Raw genomic sequence first — 15,168 nt, 5'->3', positions numbered from 1 at the left:
CAACAGGCTCCTGCCATTTCATGCCCATCGGGCAATCAGTCCGGAAAGGTGCGTTTCGCGCCGCTGAAAAACTCCATCAGTGCGGCCTGATCCTCTCCACCCAGCCCTGCCGCCGTCAGCATGCGGTGCACTTCGGCGCAAAGTGCCGTCAGCGGCATGGCCGTGTTGGTGCGCCGGGCGAGATCCTGCGCGCCGTTGAGGTCTTTCACCATATTGTCGATACGGCCGGTGCGCCGGTAATCCTTCGCCAGGTAACGCGGCATATATTCCTGCAGGATGGCGCTATCGGCGCGGCCGCCCTTCAGCGCCTGCGGGATTTTGGCGGCATTGACGCCAGCATCCAGCGCAAGCTGTGTTGCTTCCGCCACCGCAAGGAAATTCAGCCCGCAGAGAACCTGATTGATGAGTTTCGTCGTCTGTCCCGCGCCGCAGGGTCCCATGTGGGTATAGTTGCTGGCCACATGCCGCAGCACGCGATGCGCATCGGCGACATCCTTTTCGCTGCCGCCGGCCATCAGCGTCAACTGGCCGACAAGCGCCTTGGGCGCACCGCCCGAAAGCGGGCTGTCCACCCAGCGCAGGCCCTTTTCCGCAGCATCGGCCGCTAGCTCCTTGGTCGCCTCCGGATCGATGGAGGACATGTCGATGATGAGTGTGCCGGGCTTTGCCCCCGCCGCCACGCCATCCTTGCCGAAGACGGCGATGCGAACGATTTTCGGGGAATTGAGGCTGAGGATCACCACATCGGAAACTGAAGCCGCTTCCGCCGCCGTGCCGGCGCTCTGCGCGCCGAGGCTCGTCAACGCCGCCACCTTTTCCGCATCCAGATCGAAAACCGTCAGCTGATTGCCGGTCTCGATGAGCCGTGTGCCGATCGCGCCGCCCATGGCGCCGGCGCCGATCAGCGCGACTTTGTTCTTCTCGGTCATGGTGTTCACGGCCTCCTCCCAAAGTGTCGTGGTGTCATCGGTTCAAAACCGGATGGCGGCCGCAGCCGGCCATCCGGTTTTGGTGTTTGTTAAAGCGAAGCGGTGATGCCGCCATCGACGTAAAGAATATGCCCGTTCACGAAGGACGAGGCATCGGATGACAGGAAGATGCAGGCGCCGACGAGCTCTTCGACCTTGCCCCAACGGCCGGCCGGCGTGCGCTTTTCAAGCCATGCCGAAAAGGTGGGATCGGCAACCAGAGCCGCATTGAGCGGCGTATCGAAATAGCCGGGCGCGATGGCGTTGCATTGCAGGCCGTATTTGGCCCAGTCCGTCGCCATGCCTTTCGTCAGATTGCCGACGGCGCCCTTGGTGGCGGTGTAGGGCGCGATGCCGGGGCGGGCAAGGGCGGTCTGAACGCTGGCGATGTTGATGATCTTGCCACGGCCACGGCTGATCATGTGGCGCGCGGCCGCCTGTCCGGCATGGAACACAGAGGCGATGTTGGTCTGCAGCAGGCGCTCGAAGGCATCCGCCGGAAAATCCTCGAGCGGCGTGCGATGCTGCATGCCGGCATTGTTGACGAGAATATCGATGGGGCCGACCTCCGCTTCGAAACGGTCGATGGCCTCGCGCACCGCGCCATGATCGGTAGCGTCGAAGGCAAGTGTTTTCGCACCCTTGATGCCAGCGGCGGCGGCCTTCAGCTTCGCTTCATCGCGCCCGTTCAGCACCACTTCCGCTCCGGCTTCCGCCAGCCCCTGCGCCAGCGCGAAGCCGATGCCCTGGGACGAACCCGTGATCAGGGCGCGGCGGCCGGAAAGATCGAACAAATTAAGGCCCACTGTTTCCTCCAGTCTCTCGACATTGCATTCATACCGGTTTATGTTATCGATAACATTCATCCCTTTCAGACGTGGATGTCAAGGCTTAAACGCCCGGTTTCGGTACGGATCGGGCGGGCGGGGAGGCTGCACGGCGTGCAAATGCACGGCAGGCGGCGGTGACAGGGATGCGGATTATTTGTCGTGCTGCTCAGGCGCGATGTCGAACGGGAGATATTTATGAGAGCGATTGTTGCCCATGGGGCCAAGGATGTGCGCATCGAGGAACGGCCCGAGGAAGCGCCGGGAGCGGGAGAAGTGCGGCTTCGTCTGGTCCGGGGCGGAATTTGCGGCAGCGATCTGCATTATTACAATCACGGAGGCTTCGGCGCGGTGCGGCTTCGTGAGCCGATGGTGCTGGGCCATGAGGTCTCGGCCGTCATCGAAGAACTGGGCGAGGGCGTCGAAGGGCTGAAGGTCGGCGGTCTGGTCGCCGTTTCGCCGTCCCGTCCCTGCAGAACCTGCCGCTTCTGCCAGGAAGGACTGCACAACCAGTGCCTCAACATGCGCTTTTATGGCAGCGCCATGCCTTTCCCGCATATTCAGGGTGCTTTCCGTGAGGTTCTGGTGGCGGACGCCCTGCAATGCGTGCCGGCCGATGGCCTGAGCGCCGGCGAGGCCGCCATGGCCGAGCCGCTCGCGGTGACGCTGCATGCCACCCGCCGCGCCGGTGATTTGCTGGGAAAACGTGTGCTTGTCACGGGTTGTGGCCCGATCGGAATCCTCTCCATTCTGGCCGCGCGCCGTGCCGGCGCGGCTGAAATCGTCGCCACCGATCTTTCCGATTTCACGCTCGCTAAGGCGCGTGAGGCGGGTGCGGACCGTGTTATCAACAGCAAGGATGAGCCCGACGCGCTTGCCGCCTATGGGGCAAACAAGGGAACTTTCGATGTTCTCTATGAATGCTCGGGTGCCGCCGTGGCGCTTGCCGGCGGTATCGCGGCGCTTCGTCCGCGCGGCATCATCGTCCAGCTCGGTCTTGGCGGCGATATGAACCTGCCGATGATGGCGATCACCGCCAAGGAACTGGATCTGCGCGGTTCTTTCCGCTTCCATGAGGAATTCGCCACTGGTGTGGAATTGATGCGCAAGGGCCTGATCGACGTCAAGCCGTTCATCACCCAGACCGTCGATCTCGACGACGCCATCTCGGCCTTCGAATTCGCCTCCGACCGCAGTCGCGCCATGAAGGTGCAGATCGCTTTTTCGTAAGCGCTTTTGCCGCACGGGGAATGTGCGGACGTTTCGATCGGCGGCGGATCTTTCCGCCGCCGATTTTTTATGGGTGGATTTTTGCCTGCGGCGGCCTGCAGCTATGTTATCGATATCATCAGCTGCTTTGGAGTGCGTTATTCCAGCTCAAGGCCGGAATGACGGAGAGAGGGTGACGAACCCGAGCAAACGCCCAGCCTGTCATAAAGCCCCAACACGACTGCCGCATATTTTGCCCTGGCTGCGCCCACGAGCATCTTCACCGATGTCGTCTCTGCCCATTTGCACATTTTGACGCAGGTCAAAAAGGTGATTTGCCGCCTGTCTTTTTTTGCGTTATCGAAATTTCAGAAATTACTGAAAATTCAGGAAACAAAGAAATGCCAACCAATCTCTCCCCGCTCGTTCAGTCCTTTGTGCTGCATTTCGGTGAGATGGGCAGCCGCTGGGGCATTAACCGCACCGTCGGCCAAGTCTATGCTTTGCTTTACATTTCGCCGCAGCCGTTGTGTGCGGACGATATCGTGGAGGCGCTTGGCATTTCCCGTTCCAACGTGTCGATGAGCCTGAAGGAGCTGCAGGCGTGGAACCTTGCAATTCTCAAGCATTTTCCCGGCGACCGGCGCGATTTTTTCACGACGCCTGACGATGTCTGGCAAATTCTCCGCACCCTTGCCGAGGAGCGCAAGAAACGCGAGATCGATCCGACGCTCAGCGTGCTGCGTGAAATTCTGATGGAGACGCCGGAAAACGAAGATGAGCGGCATGCGCAAAAGCGCATCGATGAGATGAAGACGCTGATCGAGCAGCTCACCGGCTGGTATGACGATGTGAAGCGGCTGGAGACGGAAAGGCTGGCGTCGCTTCTCGCGCTCGGTTCGAAGGTCACGAAGCTGCTGGAGGCCAAGGACAGGATCGTCTCCCTCGCCAGACCCCGTGGCGCGAAGAAGGACGGGTGAGGAGAGCGGCCGTGAGCATGTCAGTGGAAATCCGCCAGGGGGCCGACGGTGACGGCGCAGTCTGTCCCGCGCCGGCTGCAATCTCGCCCGATGCGATGCGTCGGCGCAACGCCAACCGCAGAACCTCCCGCAACAGAGCCGACGGGCGGGCGAAAATGACACGCGCGCCGGTGGTGGGGAGATCCGTTGCCCTGCTGCATGTGCTGGCGGCTTTACTGTGGCTGCCGCAGGCGGCTTTGCTTGCCTTTTCCGTCGGAAGAATTGCCGATGGCGCGCCGATGATGGCGATCGTGCCGGCCGCCGCTGCGGTTCTCATCCTCGGCCTCGTCAAGGCGTGGCTGGAAAAGATGGCGGCGCGGCTGTCGTTTCGTGCCGCCCGCGCGGTGCTGTCGCAACGGCGGCTGGAAGCGCTGCAGGCTGTGGCGAAGGTTTCCCCGCTCGATCTGTCGCGCACCGCCTCGGGTGAGGCGGCGGGCGTCGTGGCTGAGGCGGCGGAAGCGCTGGTGCCCTATCTTTCCCGTTTCCAGCCGGCGCGGATGAAGGCCACCATCATTCCCCTGGTTTTCGTGCTGGCGATCCTGCCATTTACCTGGATCGCGGCGCTGGTGCTGTTGCTCGCCATGCCAACCATCCCTCTTTTCATGGCGCTCATCGGCTGGCAGGCGAAGGCCGCCAGTGAAAAGCAGCTTGCCGAGACGGGCAATATGAATGCCTTCCTGCTTGATCGCCTGCGCGGGCTGGAAACGATCCGCACGCTCGAAGCCGTCGATCTGACGGCGGAGCGTCTCAGCGCCGATGCGCAGAACCTCAAGAAGCGGACGATGGCGGTGCTCAGGATCGCCTTTCTCTCCTCTGCGGTGCTGGAGCTTTTCGCAGCGCTCGGCGTTGCCATGACCGCCGTCTATATCGGTTTTCATCTGCTCGGTTTTCTGGATTTCGGCGCCTGGGGCCACAAGCTGACGCTAGCCGAAGGTCTCTTCATCCTGCTTCTGGCGCCGGCCTTTTTCGAGCCGCTGCGGGAACTCTCCGCCGTCTGGCACGACCGCGCGGCCGGCGAAGCGGCGCTTGATGCGCTCGGCAAACTGACGGCTGGTGGTGCGGCCATCGCGGGAGAGGGTGCGGATGTGGCGTCTGTCCCATCCCCGACGCCCGGCCTCTTGGAGATCGACAATCTTTCCTTTGCTTATCCGAACGCCCGGTCTGTCATCCAAAATCTCAACCTGACGGTTCAACAGGGTGAGCGAGTTGCGATTCTCGGGCCTTCCGGTTGTGGCAAATCCACTGTACTCTCCTTGATTGCCGGGTTGGCCGAGGCTGGAGAGGGTTCGATCAGGATCGGCGGCGTAAAGCTCGACAATGCGACGGCCGATGGGCTGCGCAGGACGATCGGCTGGGTCAGCCAGAAGCCGTTCTTTTTTGCCGGTTCGCTGAAGGCGAATATTCGTTTCGGTCGTTCCGGTGTCAGTGATGGCATGGTGGAAGAGACGCTGCGCCGCACAGGGCTCGATGAATTGACGCATGCACGCCGGCATCTGCAGATCGGTGATGGCGGATATGGCATTTCAGGCGGGGAGGCGGTGCGGCTTGCCATTGCGCGCGCTTTCGCAGACCCCGCCACGCAGCTTGTTCTGGCCGATGAGCCGACAGCCCATCTCGACCGGGAAACGGCTGCTCTCGTCACGGATAACCTGCTGCAACTGGCAAATGGCAGGACATTGATCGTCGCGACCCATGATCCGGTGCTTGCGGCGCGCATGGACAGGATCGTGGATATGACGGCGATCCATTCGAGGGGGCAGCCATGATCGCGCGTTTTGCGATATTGAGACCCGTTATCGCCCTGTTCTGGTCGGCGCGGCGCGGCATGCTGCTGGCGGGCGCGGTTCTGGCGGTAACGACGGTGTTGGCGGGCATTGGCCTTCTCGGCGTTTCCGGTTGGTTCATCACCGCAACGGCGATTGCCGGTCTTCTGCCCGCAACGGCCTATGCTTTCGATGTCTTTGCCCCTTCGGCCGCCATTCGTCTTCTGGCGCTGGCGCGCACCGCCGCCCGCTATGGCGAGCGCATGACCACCCATGAAGCCACGCTTTCCGTGCTTGCAGCCCTTCGGGAAAAACTGTTTCGCGGTTTTGCCGCGCCGCAGGCCGCGAAATCCCTGGAGGCAAGGCCTGCCCGCCTGCTGAACCGGTTGACGGCGGATATAGACGCGCTTGATTCGCTTTATCTGCGCGTGCTGGTTCCCGCCGCCGTGGCGATCCTCGCCGCGATTGCAACAGGCTTCGGGCTTGCTTTTCTCCATCCGATGGCCGGCATTCTGGCGGCAGCTTTCCTGATCGTGGCGGGGCTTGGAATTTCGGCGCGCTCCGCCCTGCGCGCGGAAACATTCTCGCGCCGCCGGGCAATCGGGCTTGAAGCGCTTCGGGCCAGCACGGCCGACCTCGTGAGCGGACAGACGGAGCTCTTGACCACCGGCCGCCTTTCCGCGCAGGTCGCGGCGGTGAAACGGGCGGATGATTACCTCTCTGCCTGTGACGATAGCCTGAACCGTATCGAGACCAATGCCGGTTTTTCCTTCGGAGTTGCAGCGGCCGTTCTTTTGAGCGCAGCCCTTCTCGGCATGGCCTGGCTTGCGGAACAGGGGGCGGTGAGCGCGCCTGCTGCGGCGCTCGGGCTGCTCGTCTGTTTTGCTGCGCTGGAGCCTTTCACGGCGCTGCGTCGTGGGGCGATGGAACTTGGGCGTACGCTATTCTCCGCACGGCGCATCGCGCCGCGTCTCTCGGCAACGGTTGAGGGTCGCTGTCCCGTCTTGCCGGTCAGCGGGATGGCGGCAAAACTCGAAGATGTGCGTCTGGAGCGGGAGGGGAACGACAATCCGGTCCTGACGAATATCAACCTTGCAATCGCTGCCGGGGAGAGGGTTGCGATCGTCGGCCCGAGCGGCGCGGGCAAGACGAGCCTCATCCAGCTTCTGGCGGGTGAATTGCGGCCGGCTGCGGGCACGGTTAGCGCGCTGCCGTCCACTCTTATGACGCAACGCAGCCAGCTTTTTCGCGATAGCATCGCCGACAATCTGCGGCTGGCGAAACCCGCCGCAACCGCGGATGAATTGTGGGATGCGCTGACGGCGGCAGGCCTTGCCGAACATGTCAAATCCTTGGCCGCCGGGCTGGAGACAAGGCTTGGTGAGGCAGGCCAGGGGCTTTCCGGCGGCCAGTCGCGCCGGCTGGCGCTCGCCCGTTTCCTGCTCGCCGACCGGCCGCTCTGGCTTCTCGACGAGGTGACGGAGGGGCTCGACGGCGAGACTGCCCGCGACGTCCTCACCCGGCTGTTTGCCAGGGCGCAGGGAAAGACTGTCGTGATGATCACCCATAATCGCCGCGAGGCGGAATTTGCCGAGCGCATCATCGTGCTGAAAGAGGGGCGTCAATTTGATGAATGTCAAAGCGGCGCCCCGGAATACGGCGTAGTGCTGAAGACACTGCGCCCGGACTGAGATTTTTTGAGAGCCGGCGTCGTCTTTGAAATGGAAGGCCGGCCTTCCGGAAAAGGTGGGTAAGACTATGGAACTCGACATAGTGGCGCTGTCGCGCCTGCAATTTGCGGTGACGGCTTTGTATCACTTTCTGTTCGTTCCCCTGACGATCGGACTGTCGGTGGTGATCGCCATCATGGAAACGGTCTATGTCATGACCGGCCGCGCGATCTGGCGGCAGATGACGAAATTCTGGGGCACGTTGTTCGGCATCAACTTCGTGCTTGGCGTTTCCACCGGCATCGTCATGGAATTCCAGTTCGGCATGAACTGGAGCTACTACAGCCACTATGTCGGCGATATTTTCGGTGCGCCGCTGGCGATCGAGGGCATGATGGCCTTCTTCCTGGAAGCCACCTTCGTCGGGCTGTTCTTTTTCGGCTGGGATAAATTATCAAAACTCGGCCATCTCGTCGCGACATGGTGCGTGGCGCTCGGCTCGAATTTTTCGGCGCTATGGATATTGATCGCCAATGGCTGGATGCAGAACCCCACGGGCTCCGCCTTCAATCCCCAGACCATGCGCATGGAAGTGACTGACTTCTTCGAGGTCCTGTTCAACCCGGTGGCGCAGGCGAAGTTCGTTCACACGGTTTCCGCCGGTTACGTGACGGCCTCCATCTTCGTGCTCGGCGTTTCGGCCTGGTATGTGCTGAAAGGCCGCCATGTCGATTTGGCCAAGCGTTCGATGACGGTCGCCGCTTCCTTCGGTCTCGCATCGGCGCTGTCGGTCGTCGTGCTGGGTGACGAAAGCGGCTATCTCTCGACCGAACACCAGAAGATGAAGCTCGCCTCCATCGAGGCCATGTGGGAAACCGAGCCGGCCCCGGCACCCTTCACGGTCATCGGTTTTCCCGATCAGGAAGCGCGCGAGACGCATTTCGCGGTGAAGATCCCGTGGGTGATGGGTCTTATCGGCACCCGCTCGCTCGATACGCAAATTCCGGGCATCAACGATCTGGTGGAGCAGGCCAAGACCCGCATCCGCGACGGCATCAAGGCCTATGACGCGCTGATGCAGATACGCGCCACCGGTAAAGGCGCGCAACTGCCCGAAGAGGTGCGCGGCACCTTTGCGGAACTCGGCCACGAGCTTGGTTATGCCCTGCTGCTGAAACGATATGTCGATGATCCGCGCCAGGCGAGCGAAGAGCAGATTGCGAAAGCTGCGGCGGATACCATTCCGCATGTGCCGACACTGTTCTGGGCGTTCCGCATCATGGTCGGCCTTGGCATGTTCTTCATCCTTCTGACGGCGACGTTCTTTTATCTTTCGGCCCGCCGCCGGCTGGATCATTATCCGTTGCTGCTGAAAGTGGCGGTCTTCGCCATTCCGCTGCCGTGGATCGCGGCGGAAATGGGCTGGGTCGTGGCCGAATTCGGCCGCCAGCCATGGATTATCGAGGGCGTGTTGCCAACAGCGGCGGCCGTTTCCAGCCTCAGCGCCTCTACGGTCCTCATCACGCTCCTGTGTTTCATCGCCATCTACACGGTGCTGTTCATCGTCGAGATGGGGCTGATGCTGAAGGCGATCCGCAAGGGGCCTGATCCGGACCATGAGCCGGAAGCGCCGCTCGTTCCTGAAAAACTCGTCGCTGCGGAGTAAACGATCATGATATTGCACCAACTCATCGACTACGAAATCCTCCGCGTTATCTGGTGGCTGCTGCTCGGCGTGGTGCTGATCGGTTTCGCCGTTACCGGCGGTTTCGATCTCGGCACCGGCGCGCTGCTGCCCTTCGTTGCGAAAACGGATATCGAGCGGCGTGTCGTCATCAATTCCATCGGCCCGGTCTGGGAAGGCAATCAGGTCTGGCTCATCCTTGGCGGCGGCGCGATCTTCGCCGCCTGGCCGCCGCTTTATGCGGTGTCGTTTTCAGGTTTTTACCTGGCGATGTTCGCCACCCTGTTTGCGCTGATCCTGCGGCCGGTCGGTTTCAAATATCGCTCCAAGCGTGAAAGCACCGCATGGCGCACCGGCTGGGACTGGGCGCTCTTTATCGGCGGCTTCGTTCCCACGCTGATCTTCGGCGTGGCGATCGGCAATGTGCTGCAGGGCGTTCCCTTCCACCTGAATGACGACCTCAGGATTTTCTACGACGGCACGACGCTGTTCGAACTTCTGAACCCCTACGCCATCCTCTGCGGCCTCGTATCCGTCGCCATGCTCATCATGCATGGTGCGGCATGGCTGGTGCTGAAGACGGATGGTCCGGTGGCGGCCCGCGCCCGCGCTTTTGGCAGCATCGCGGCCCTTGCCACGTCAGTTCTGTTTGCGCTCGGCGGCGTCTTTCTGTGGCTCGGTATCGATGGATATCGCTTCACCTCTGACATCGTGACCGATGGTCCGTCCAATCCGCTGTCGAAGACGGTCGAGGTCGCAAGCGGCGTCTGGTTTTCCAACTATGCGGCGCATCCATGGATGATGCTGGCGCCGGCGCTCGGTCTTGTCTTCCCGCTCGTGGCCTTCATCTTGTTCAGGGCCCGCAAGGAGGTGCTGGCGCTGCTTTCCAGCTCGCTCGCCATTTTCGGCATCATCTCAACGGTAGGGCTAGCGATGTTTCCCTTCATCCTGCCGTCCTCGGTTGATCCGAAATCGAGCCTGACGGTATGGGATGCATCGTCCAGCCATATGACGCTGTTCATCATGCTGGTCGTCGCCCTCATCTTCATCCCGATCATCGTCGCCTATACATCATGGGTCTATCGCGTGCTGTGGGGCAAGGTGGACGAAAAGGCGATCCGCGACGACAGCGGTCACGCTTATTGATCAAGAAAGAAGGAGATCGAACATGTGGTATTTCGCCTGGCTGCTCGGCCTGCCTCTCGCCGCCATCTTCGCCGTCATGAACGCGATGTGGTATGAGCTGATGGAAGAAAACGCGAAAAAGGCCGAAGCGAAGCTGGATAAATAAAGCTTTGGCGAAAACCTCTCCTCCGTCATGCCGGACTAGATCCGGCATCCAGCCACGGCGCGTCTGCGCCGTGAGAAGAGTCTTTTTGCGATCAAGGACTTGATCGCGCTGGACCCCGGATCTGGTCCGGGGTGACGGAGTGCGGATGATGCAACTCTGCCAAATATACAAGGGCGGCATCCGGTTAGGATGCCGCCCTTTTGTTACAACAGCCGTGCCTGCGATGCGCGGCTTCAGTGGATCGCGATGCCGCGCTTGTCCGCTTCTTCCTTGATGATGTCTTCGACGATGACTCTGTTGAGATTTGGATTTCCCAGAAGATAGTCGTCGGCGATCTCGAAGATCGACTTCGGATGCTCGGTCCTGTGCAGGGTGTCGAGGTCCTGGCCGATCTGCTCTCGGAGGCTGGAATAGTCGTCCATCGCGGCTCTCCCGTTTATCGGTTCAATCCAGAAGGTCGGCCGGAACCTTGCCACCGTTCTCGGACAGTTTCTTGATGACGGTCTTGTGCAGCCAGATGTTCATGGTCGCCGAATCCGAGGTGTCGCCGGTATAACCGAGCTCGCCGGCGAGTTCCTTTCTGGCCGTCAGGCTGCTGTCGAGGTCGAGAGCCTTGAGAAGATCGACGATGGAGCGTTTCCAGTCGAGCTTCTGGCCGTTCTTCTTGACAGCCGCATCCAGAATCGAAGCGACGTCGACATTGCCGGCAGGTGCCGGAGCCGCCGCTGTCGGAGCGGGCGCGGCCGGGCTTGCTGTGGTCGGGCTGGCGGTGGTCGACGGTGTTCCGGCCGGAGCCGAAGTCTGAGGTGCGGCCTCGGCCTTGCCGAAAATCGCGTTCTTGATCTTGTCGAAAAAGCTCATGGTGTCCTCCCCTTAGCGGCGAAATGCCCGCCCGATGGCGATGAGAATGCAGGCGCCGATGAAACCGGCGATGAGATAGCCAATCCAGCCTCCGAGCGAAATGCCCACGAGCCCCAGAAGGAAATTGGCGACGATGGCGCCGATAATGCCGAGAATAATGTTCATGAAAACACCCATATTGCTTTTCATGAACTGTTCCGCGAGCCATCCGGCTACGCCGCCGATGATGATTGCTGCAATCCAGCCAACTTGTGCGTCTTCCATAACAGGCCTTTCCTTTCTAAAGAGGTCAGAAGGCACTGGACCCGCATTTTTTGCGCACGTCCCCCCGCCTTGAATTGACCCCAGGCGGGATACTAACGATGACGCGGAACTTTTGTTCCGTGCGGCGTGCACGCTATCGCAAACTCAACCCTGGCTCTCAAAATCCAGCCCGATATCGAGAACCGGTGCGCTATGGGTCAGCCAGCCGACGGAAATGAGGTCGATGCCGGTTGCGGCGATGGCCGCGGCCGTTTGCGGATTGATGCGGCCGGACGCTTCGGTAATGGCGCGACCGGCGACGATCCCTACGGCCTCGCGCAGCTGTTCGGGGGCCATATTGTCGAGGAGAACCGCATCGACGCCCTCGTCCATGACGTCACGCAGCTGCGCAAGCGTATCGACTTCCACCTCGATCTTGACGAGATGCCCCACGCCCTGCCGGGCGCGGCGGATGGCGTCGCGCACGCCGCCGGCCACGGCGATATGGTTGTCCTTGATGAGAACGGCGTCATAGAGCGCAAAACGATGGTTCATGCCGCCGCCGGCGCGCACGGCATATTTTTCCAGTGCTCTCAGCCCCGGCGTCGTCTTACGGGTGCAGGCGGCCGAGGCTTTGCTGCCGGCAATGGCGGCAACGATTTTTGCGGTGACGGAGGCGATGCCCGACAGGTGGCCAAGGAAATTCAGCGCCGTGCGCTCCGCCGTCAGAAGGCCGCGCGAGGGGCCTTCGATCGTCGCGATGATATCGCCGGGGGCCACGGTTGCCCCATCCTGCACATGCCGTTTCATCGCGATGGCCGGGTCTACCAGCTGGAAAGCAAGGTCCGCCGCATCGAGACCGGCAATAACGCCCGGTTCGCGCGCAGCCATGACGACGACCGAGCGATGATCGGCGGGAATGACGGCGGCGGAGGTGATATCGCCCGCCAGCCCGAGGTCTTCCAGGAGGGCGTTGCGCACGAGCGGTTCGATGATGAGGCGTGGCAGGGGAGAAAGGATCATGTCAGGCGCTCCGCGCAAGGCTGGCCGAAGAATGGCTGGAAGAGGAAAATTCGTGGGCGATGGCGAGGACGTCGCTGAGGCTCAGCCTGCGCCTTGTCGCCGCTGCGCCCTTTTCGGGAAAATCGTCGCGGAAATGCGCACCGCGAGATTCCGTGCGCAGCGCCGCGAAGACGGCGATGGCAAGGGCAACAAGGGCGGGATCGGATGCCGCGCCGTTCCGCTCCGCCAATGGCAGGAGGTCACGGATCGCACCGGCCAATCCTTCCGCATGTCTTACGATGCCGAGATGGCGGGAAACGATGGGCCGGACGGGAGAGAGGTCGACTGCCGGGAAGTCAGGTGTGGGGAAAGTTGCGATATCAGCTGGCTGTTTTCCAGCATAAGTACGTCTGCCGGCGATGTCTTCCGCTGCGCGCATGCCCATGGCGGCCGCTTCCAGCAGGGAATTGCTGGCAAGCCGGTTCGCGCCATGCAGCCCCGTGCAGGCGGTTTCGCCGGCAACCCAAAGGCCCGGCAACGAGCTTCGGCCTCTGCCATCGGTGGCGACGCCGCCCATATGATAATGCACCGCCGGGCGGACCGGCACGAGTTCGCGGGCGGGGTCTATCCCTGCCTCCCGGCAGAGCAGGTTGATCGAGGGGAAACGGGTGGAAAAGCCCGAGCCGAGCGCCTTGCGGGCATCGAGAAAGACCCTGCCGCCGCGCAGCATTTCGCGGTCGATGGCGCGGGCGACAATATCGCGCGAGGCAAGTTCCGCACCCGGAACATCAGCCATGAAACGTTCGCCGTTCTCATTAAGTAGAAGCGCGCCTTCGCCCCGCACGGCCTCGCTCACCAGCGCCAGCGGCCGTCGTGGCGAGGAAAGCGCCGTCGGGTGAAACTGGACGAATTCCATATCGGCGAGGATGGCGCCGGCGCGGGCGGCGAGCATGATGCCCTGTCCGAAATTGCCGGATGGATTGGTCGTCGCCTCATAAAGCCCGCCGAGGCCGCCGGTGGCGAGAACGACCTGTGTGGCCGGCAAAGTGAAGCAGCCTTTGGGGCCGATGCAGGCGAGACCGGCGATGGCGCCGTTTTCCGTCAGCAGGCGGCGCACTTCCGTGCCTTCCAGAACAGTGACGGAGGGCGTGCGAAGAACGCTGGCGGCGAGAGCCCTGACGATGGCCGCGCCCGAACCGTCACCTTCGGCATGCAGGATGCGCCTTCTGCCATGGGCGGCCTCCAGCCCGAAGAGGAGCCTGCCCGCGGCATCACGGTCAAAGCGCACCCCCGCCTGCTCCAGCGCCTCGATGACGGCGGGGGCGGCGGAAACGATCTCTGCGGCCATTTCAGCATCGCAGAGGCCGTCACCCGCGGCGAGCGTATCGGCAAGGTGGAGGGCTGCACTATCGTCGGGGCCGAGGCTTGCCGCAATACCGCCCTGCGCCCAGGCGCTGGACGTCTCGCCGCCGAGAACGCCGCGTGTGATAAGCAGCACAGGCTGCGGCGCAAGCGTCAGCGCCGCCATCAGGCCGGCAATGCCGCTGCCGACAATGACCGTCCAGCCCGCATGCGACGAGAGGCGCTCGCTCATATTTCCAGCATCCTTTCCACGGCGCGGCGGGCGGCGACGGCGATGGCCGGATCGACCGTCACTTCGTGGCGGTTTTCCTCAAGGGCTGTGCGGATGTTGCCAAGCGTGATGCGCTTCATATGCGGGCAGAGATTGCAGGGACGGATGAATTCGACATCCGGGTGATGCACGGCGACATTGTCGCTCATCGAGCATTCCGTCAGAAGCACCACGCGGGCGGGGCGCTCGCGCCCGACATAGTCAGACATGACGGCGGTGGAGCCGGAAAAATCTGCAGCCTCCACGACATCGGGCGGACATTCCGGATGCGCCAGCACGGTGACGCCGGGATGGCTCTCCCTGAGTTCTCTGATGTCATCGGCGGTGAAAAGCTCATGCACCTCGCAATGGCCACGCCAGGCGATCAGCTCGACATTGGTTTCCTTCGCCACGTTCTTCGCCAGATATTCATCCGGCAGCATCAGCACGCGCGGCACGCCGAGCGATTCCACCACCTGGCGGGCATTGCCTGACGTGCAGCAGATGTCGGAGGCCGCCTTCACCGCAGCGGACGTGTTCACATAGGTGACAACCGGAACGCCGGGATAGGCCTTGCGCAGAAGGGCAATGTCCTCGGGCGTGATGGAGTCCGCCAGCGAGCAGCCCGCGCCCATATCCGGAATGAGCACGGTTTTTTGCGGATTGAGCAACTTTGCCGTCTCGGCCATGAAATGCACGCCGGCGAGAACGATCACATCCGCCTCCACCTCCATCGCCTTGCGGGCAAGGGCAAGGCTGTCGCCGACGATGTCGGCGACGCCATGGAAGATTTCCGGTGTCTGGTAATTATGGGCGAGGATGACCGCGTTACGTTTGCGCTTCAACTCGAGGATCGCATCCACATCGTCCTGAAAGCCCATCCATTCGGCCTTGGGAATCACCCGGGCGACGCGATCATAGAGGCTTGCGGCGGATATCTGTTCGTTCACGGCACTCTCCCATTTATACTCTGTTTGAGTATATCCAGGACAAAGAGATATTCTCATTGTGAGTATATG

The 15,168-nt window shown here is 61.9% G+C and carries 15 protein-coding genes; 7 read left to right on the top strand and 8 right to left on the bottom strand.

Going from position 1 to position 15,168, the window contains the following annotated elements; all coding sequences use genetic code 11:
* Positions 1 to 35: 35 nt before the first annotated feature.
* On the bottom strand, positions 36 to 929 hold the full coding sequence (locus AC5I5B_RS25050) for an NAD(P)-dependent oxidoreductase (RefSeq protein ID WP_111834589.1): 894 nt from the start codon (positions 927 to 929) through the stop codon (positions 36 to 38).
* Between the two features lie 89 nt (positions 930 to 1,018).
* Complete coding sequence (locus tag AC5I5B_RS25045) at positions 1,019 to 1,774, bottom strand: SDR family oxidoreductase (RefSeq protein ID WP_107677826.1); 756 nt, start codon at positions 1,772 to 1,774, stop codon at positions 1,019 to 1,021.
* 219 nt (positions 1,775 to 1,993) lie between these two features.
* On the opposite strand from AC5I5B_RS25045, the gene AC5I5B_RS25040 reads away from it, so the two are divergent.
* From AC5I5B_RS25040 to cydX, 7 genes are all read left to right on the top strand, one after another.
* On the top strand, positions 1,994 to 3,025 hold the full coding sequence (locus tag AC5I5B_RS25040; protein WP_111782236.1) for an L-idonate 5-dehydrogenase: 1,032 nt from the start codon (positions 1,994 to 1,996) through the stop codon (positions 3,023 to 3,025).
* A gap of 380 nt (positions 3,026 to 3,405) precedes the next feature.
* Positions 3,406 to 3,984: a GbsR/MarR family transcriptional regulator gene (locus AC5I5B_RS25035; RefSeq protein ID WP_020010012.1), complete on the top strand. Its 579-nt coding sequence runs from the start codon at positions 3,406 to 3,408 to the stop codon at positions 3,982 to 3,984.
* An 80-nt stretch (positions 3,985 to 4,064) separates the two neighbouring features.
* Complete coding sequence (gene cydD / locus AC5I5B_RS25030; protein WP_423753530.1) at positions 4,065 to 5,789, top strand: thiol reductant ABC exporter subunit CydD; 1,725 nt, start codon at positions 4,065 to 4,067, stop codon at positions 5,787 to 5,789.
* Complete coding sequence (gene cydC / locus AC5I5B_RS25025) at positions 5,786 to 7,477, top strand: thiol reductant ABC exporter subunit CydC (RefSeq protein WP_111834577.1); 1,692 nt, start codon at positions 5,786 to 5,788, stop codon at positions 7,475 to 7,477. The genes cydD and cydC overlap by 4 nt, the downstream gene beginning before the upstream one ends.
* Before the next feature lie 67 nt (positions 7,478 to 7,544).
* Positions 7,545 to 9,122: a cytochrome ubiquinol oxidase subunit I gene (locus tag AC5I5B_RS25020; protein ID WP_111834576.1), complete on the top strand. Its 1,578-nt coding sequence runs from the start codon at positions 7,545 to 7,547 to the stop codon at positions 9,120 to 9,122.
* 6 nt (positions 9,123 to 9,128) lie between these two features.
* Entirely contained in the window at positions 9,129 to 10,286 is a 1,158-nt protein-coding gene (gene cydB / locus AC5I5B_RS25015) for a cytochrome d ubiquinol oxidase subunit II (protein WP_111834575.1), read from the top strand.
* A 22-nt stretch (positions 10,287 to 10,308) separates the two neighbouring features.
* The gene (cydX, locus tag AC5I5B_RS25010; RefSeq protein ID WP_003508602.1) at positions 10,309 to 10,431 is read left to right on the top strand and encodes a cytochrome bd-I oxidase subunit CydX; all 123 of its coding nucleotides are present in this window, start codon (positions 10,309 to 10,311) and stop codon (positions 10,429 to 10,431) included.
* Positions 10,432 to 10,664: 233 nt separating this feature from the next.
* Here cydX and AC5I5B_RS25005 read toward each other — a convergent pair whose 3' ends face one another.
* The 6 genes from AC5I5B_RS25005 to nadA all read right to left on the bottom strand — a co-directional run bounded on the left by AC5I5B_RS25005 (position 10,665) and on the right by nadA (position 15,099).
* Entirely contained in the window at positions 10,665 to 10,853 is a 189-nt protein-coding gene (locus AC5I5B_RS25005; protein ID WP_003508603.1) for a hypothetical protein, read from the bottom strand.
* A gap of 22 nt (positions 10,854 to 10,875) precedes the next feature.
* Positions 10,876 to 11,292, bottom strand: a complete 417-nt coding sequence (locus tag AC5I5B_RS25000) for a DUF3597 domain-containing protein (protein WP_111834574.1) — start codon at positions 11,290 to 11,292, stop codon at positions 10,876 to 10,878.
* 12 nt (positions 11,293 to 11,304) lie between these two features.
* Positions 11,305 to 11,556, bottom strand: a complete 252-nt coding sequence (locus tag AC5I5B_RS24995) for a GlsB/YeaQ/YmgE family stress response membrane protein (RefSeq protein WP_003508605.1) — start codon at positions 11,554 to 11,556, stop codon at positions 11,305 to 11,307.
* Positions 11,557 to 11,700: 144 nt separating this feature from the next.
* Positions 11,701 to 12,558, bottom strand: coding sequence for a carboxylating nicotinate-nucleotide diphosphorylase (nadC, locus tag AC5I5B_RS24990; protein WP_111834573.1), 858 nt, complete (start codon positions 12,556 to 12,558; stop codon positions 11,701 to 11,703).
* A 1-nt stretch (position 12,559) separates the two neighbouring features.
* Positions 12,560 to 14,131 carry an L-aspartate oxidase gene (locus tag AC5I5B_RS24985; protein ID WP_111834572.1) on the bottom strand — a complete coding sequence of 524 codons (1,572 nt, stop codon included), beginning with the start codon at positions 14,129 to 14,131 and terminating at the stop codon, positions 12,560 to 12,562.
* Positions 14,128 to 15,099 (bottom strand): quinolinate synthase NadA, encoded by a 972-nt coding sequence (gene nadA / locus AC5I5B_RS24980; RefSeq protein WP_060723428.1) that lies wholly within the window; start codon positions 15,097 to 15,099, stop codon positions 14,128 to 14,130. The genes AC5I5B_RS24985 and nadA overlap by 4 nt, the downstream gene beginning before the upstream one ends.
* Between the last annotated feature and the right edge of the window lie 69 nt (positions 15,100 to 15,168).

The sequence above is a fragment of the Agrobacterium sp. genome (assembly GCF_059499945.1).
This window is presented reverse-complemented; position numbering and strand designations above follow the sequence as displayed.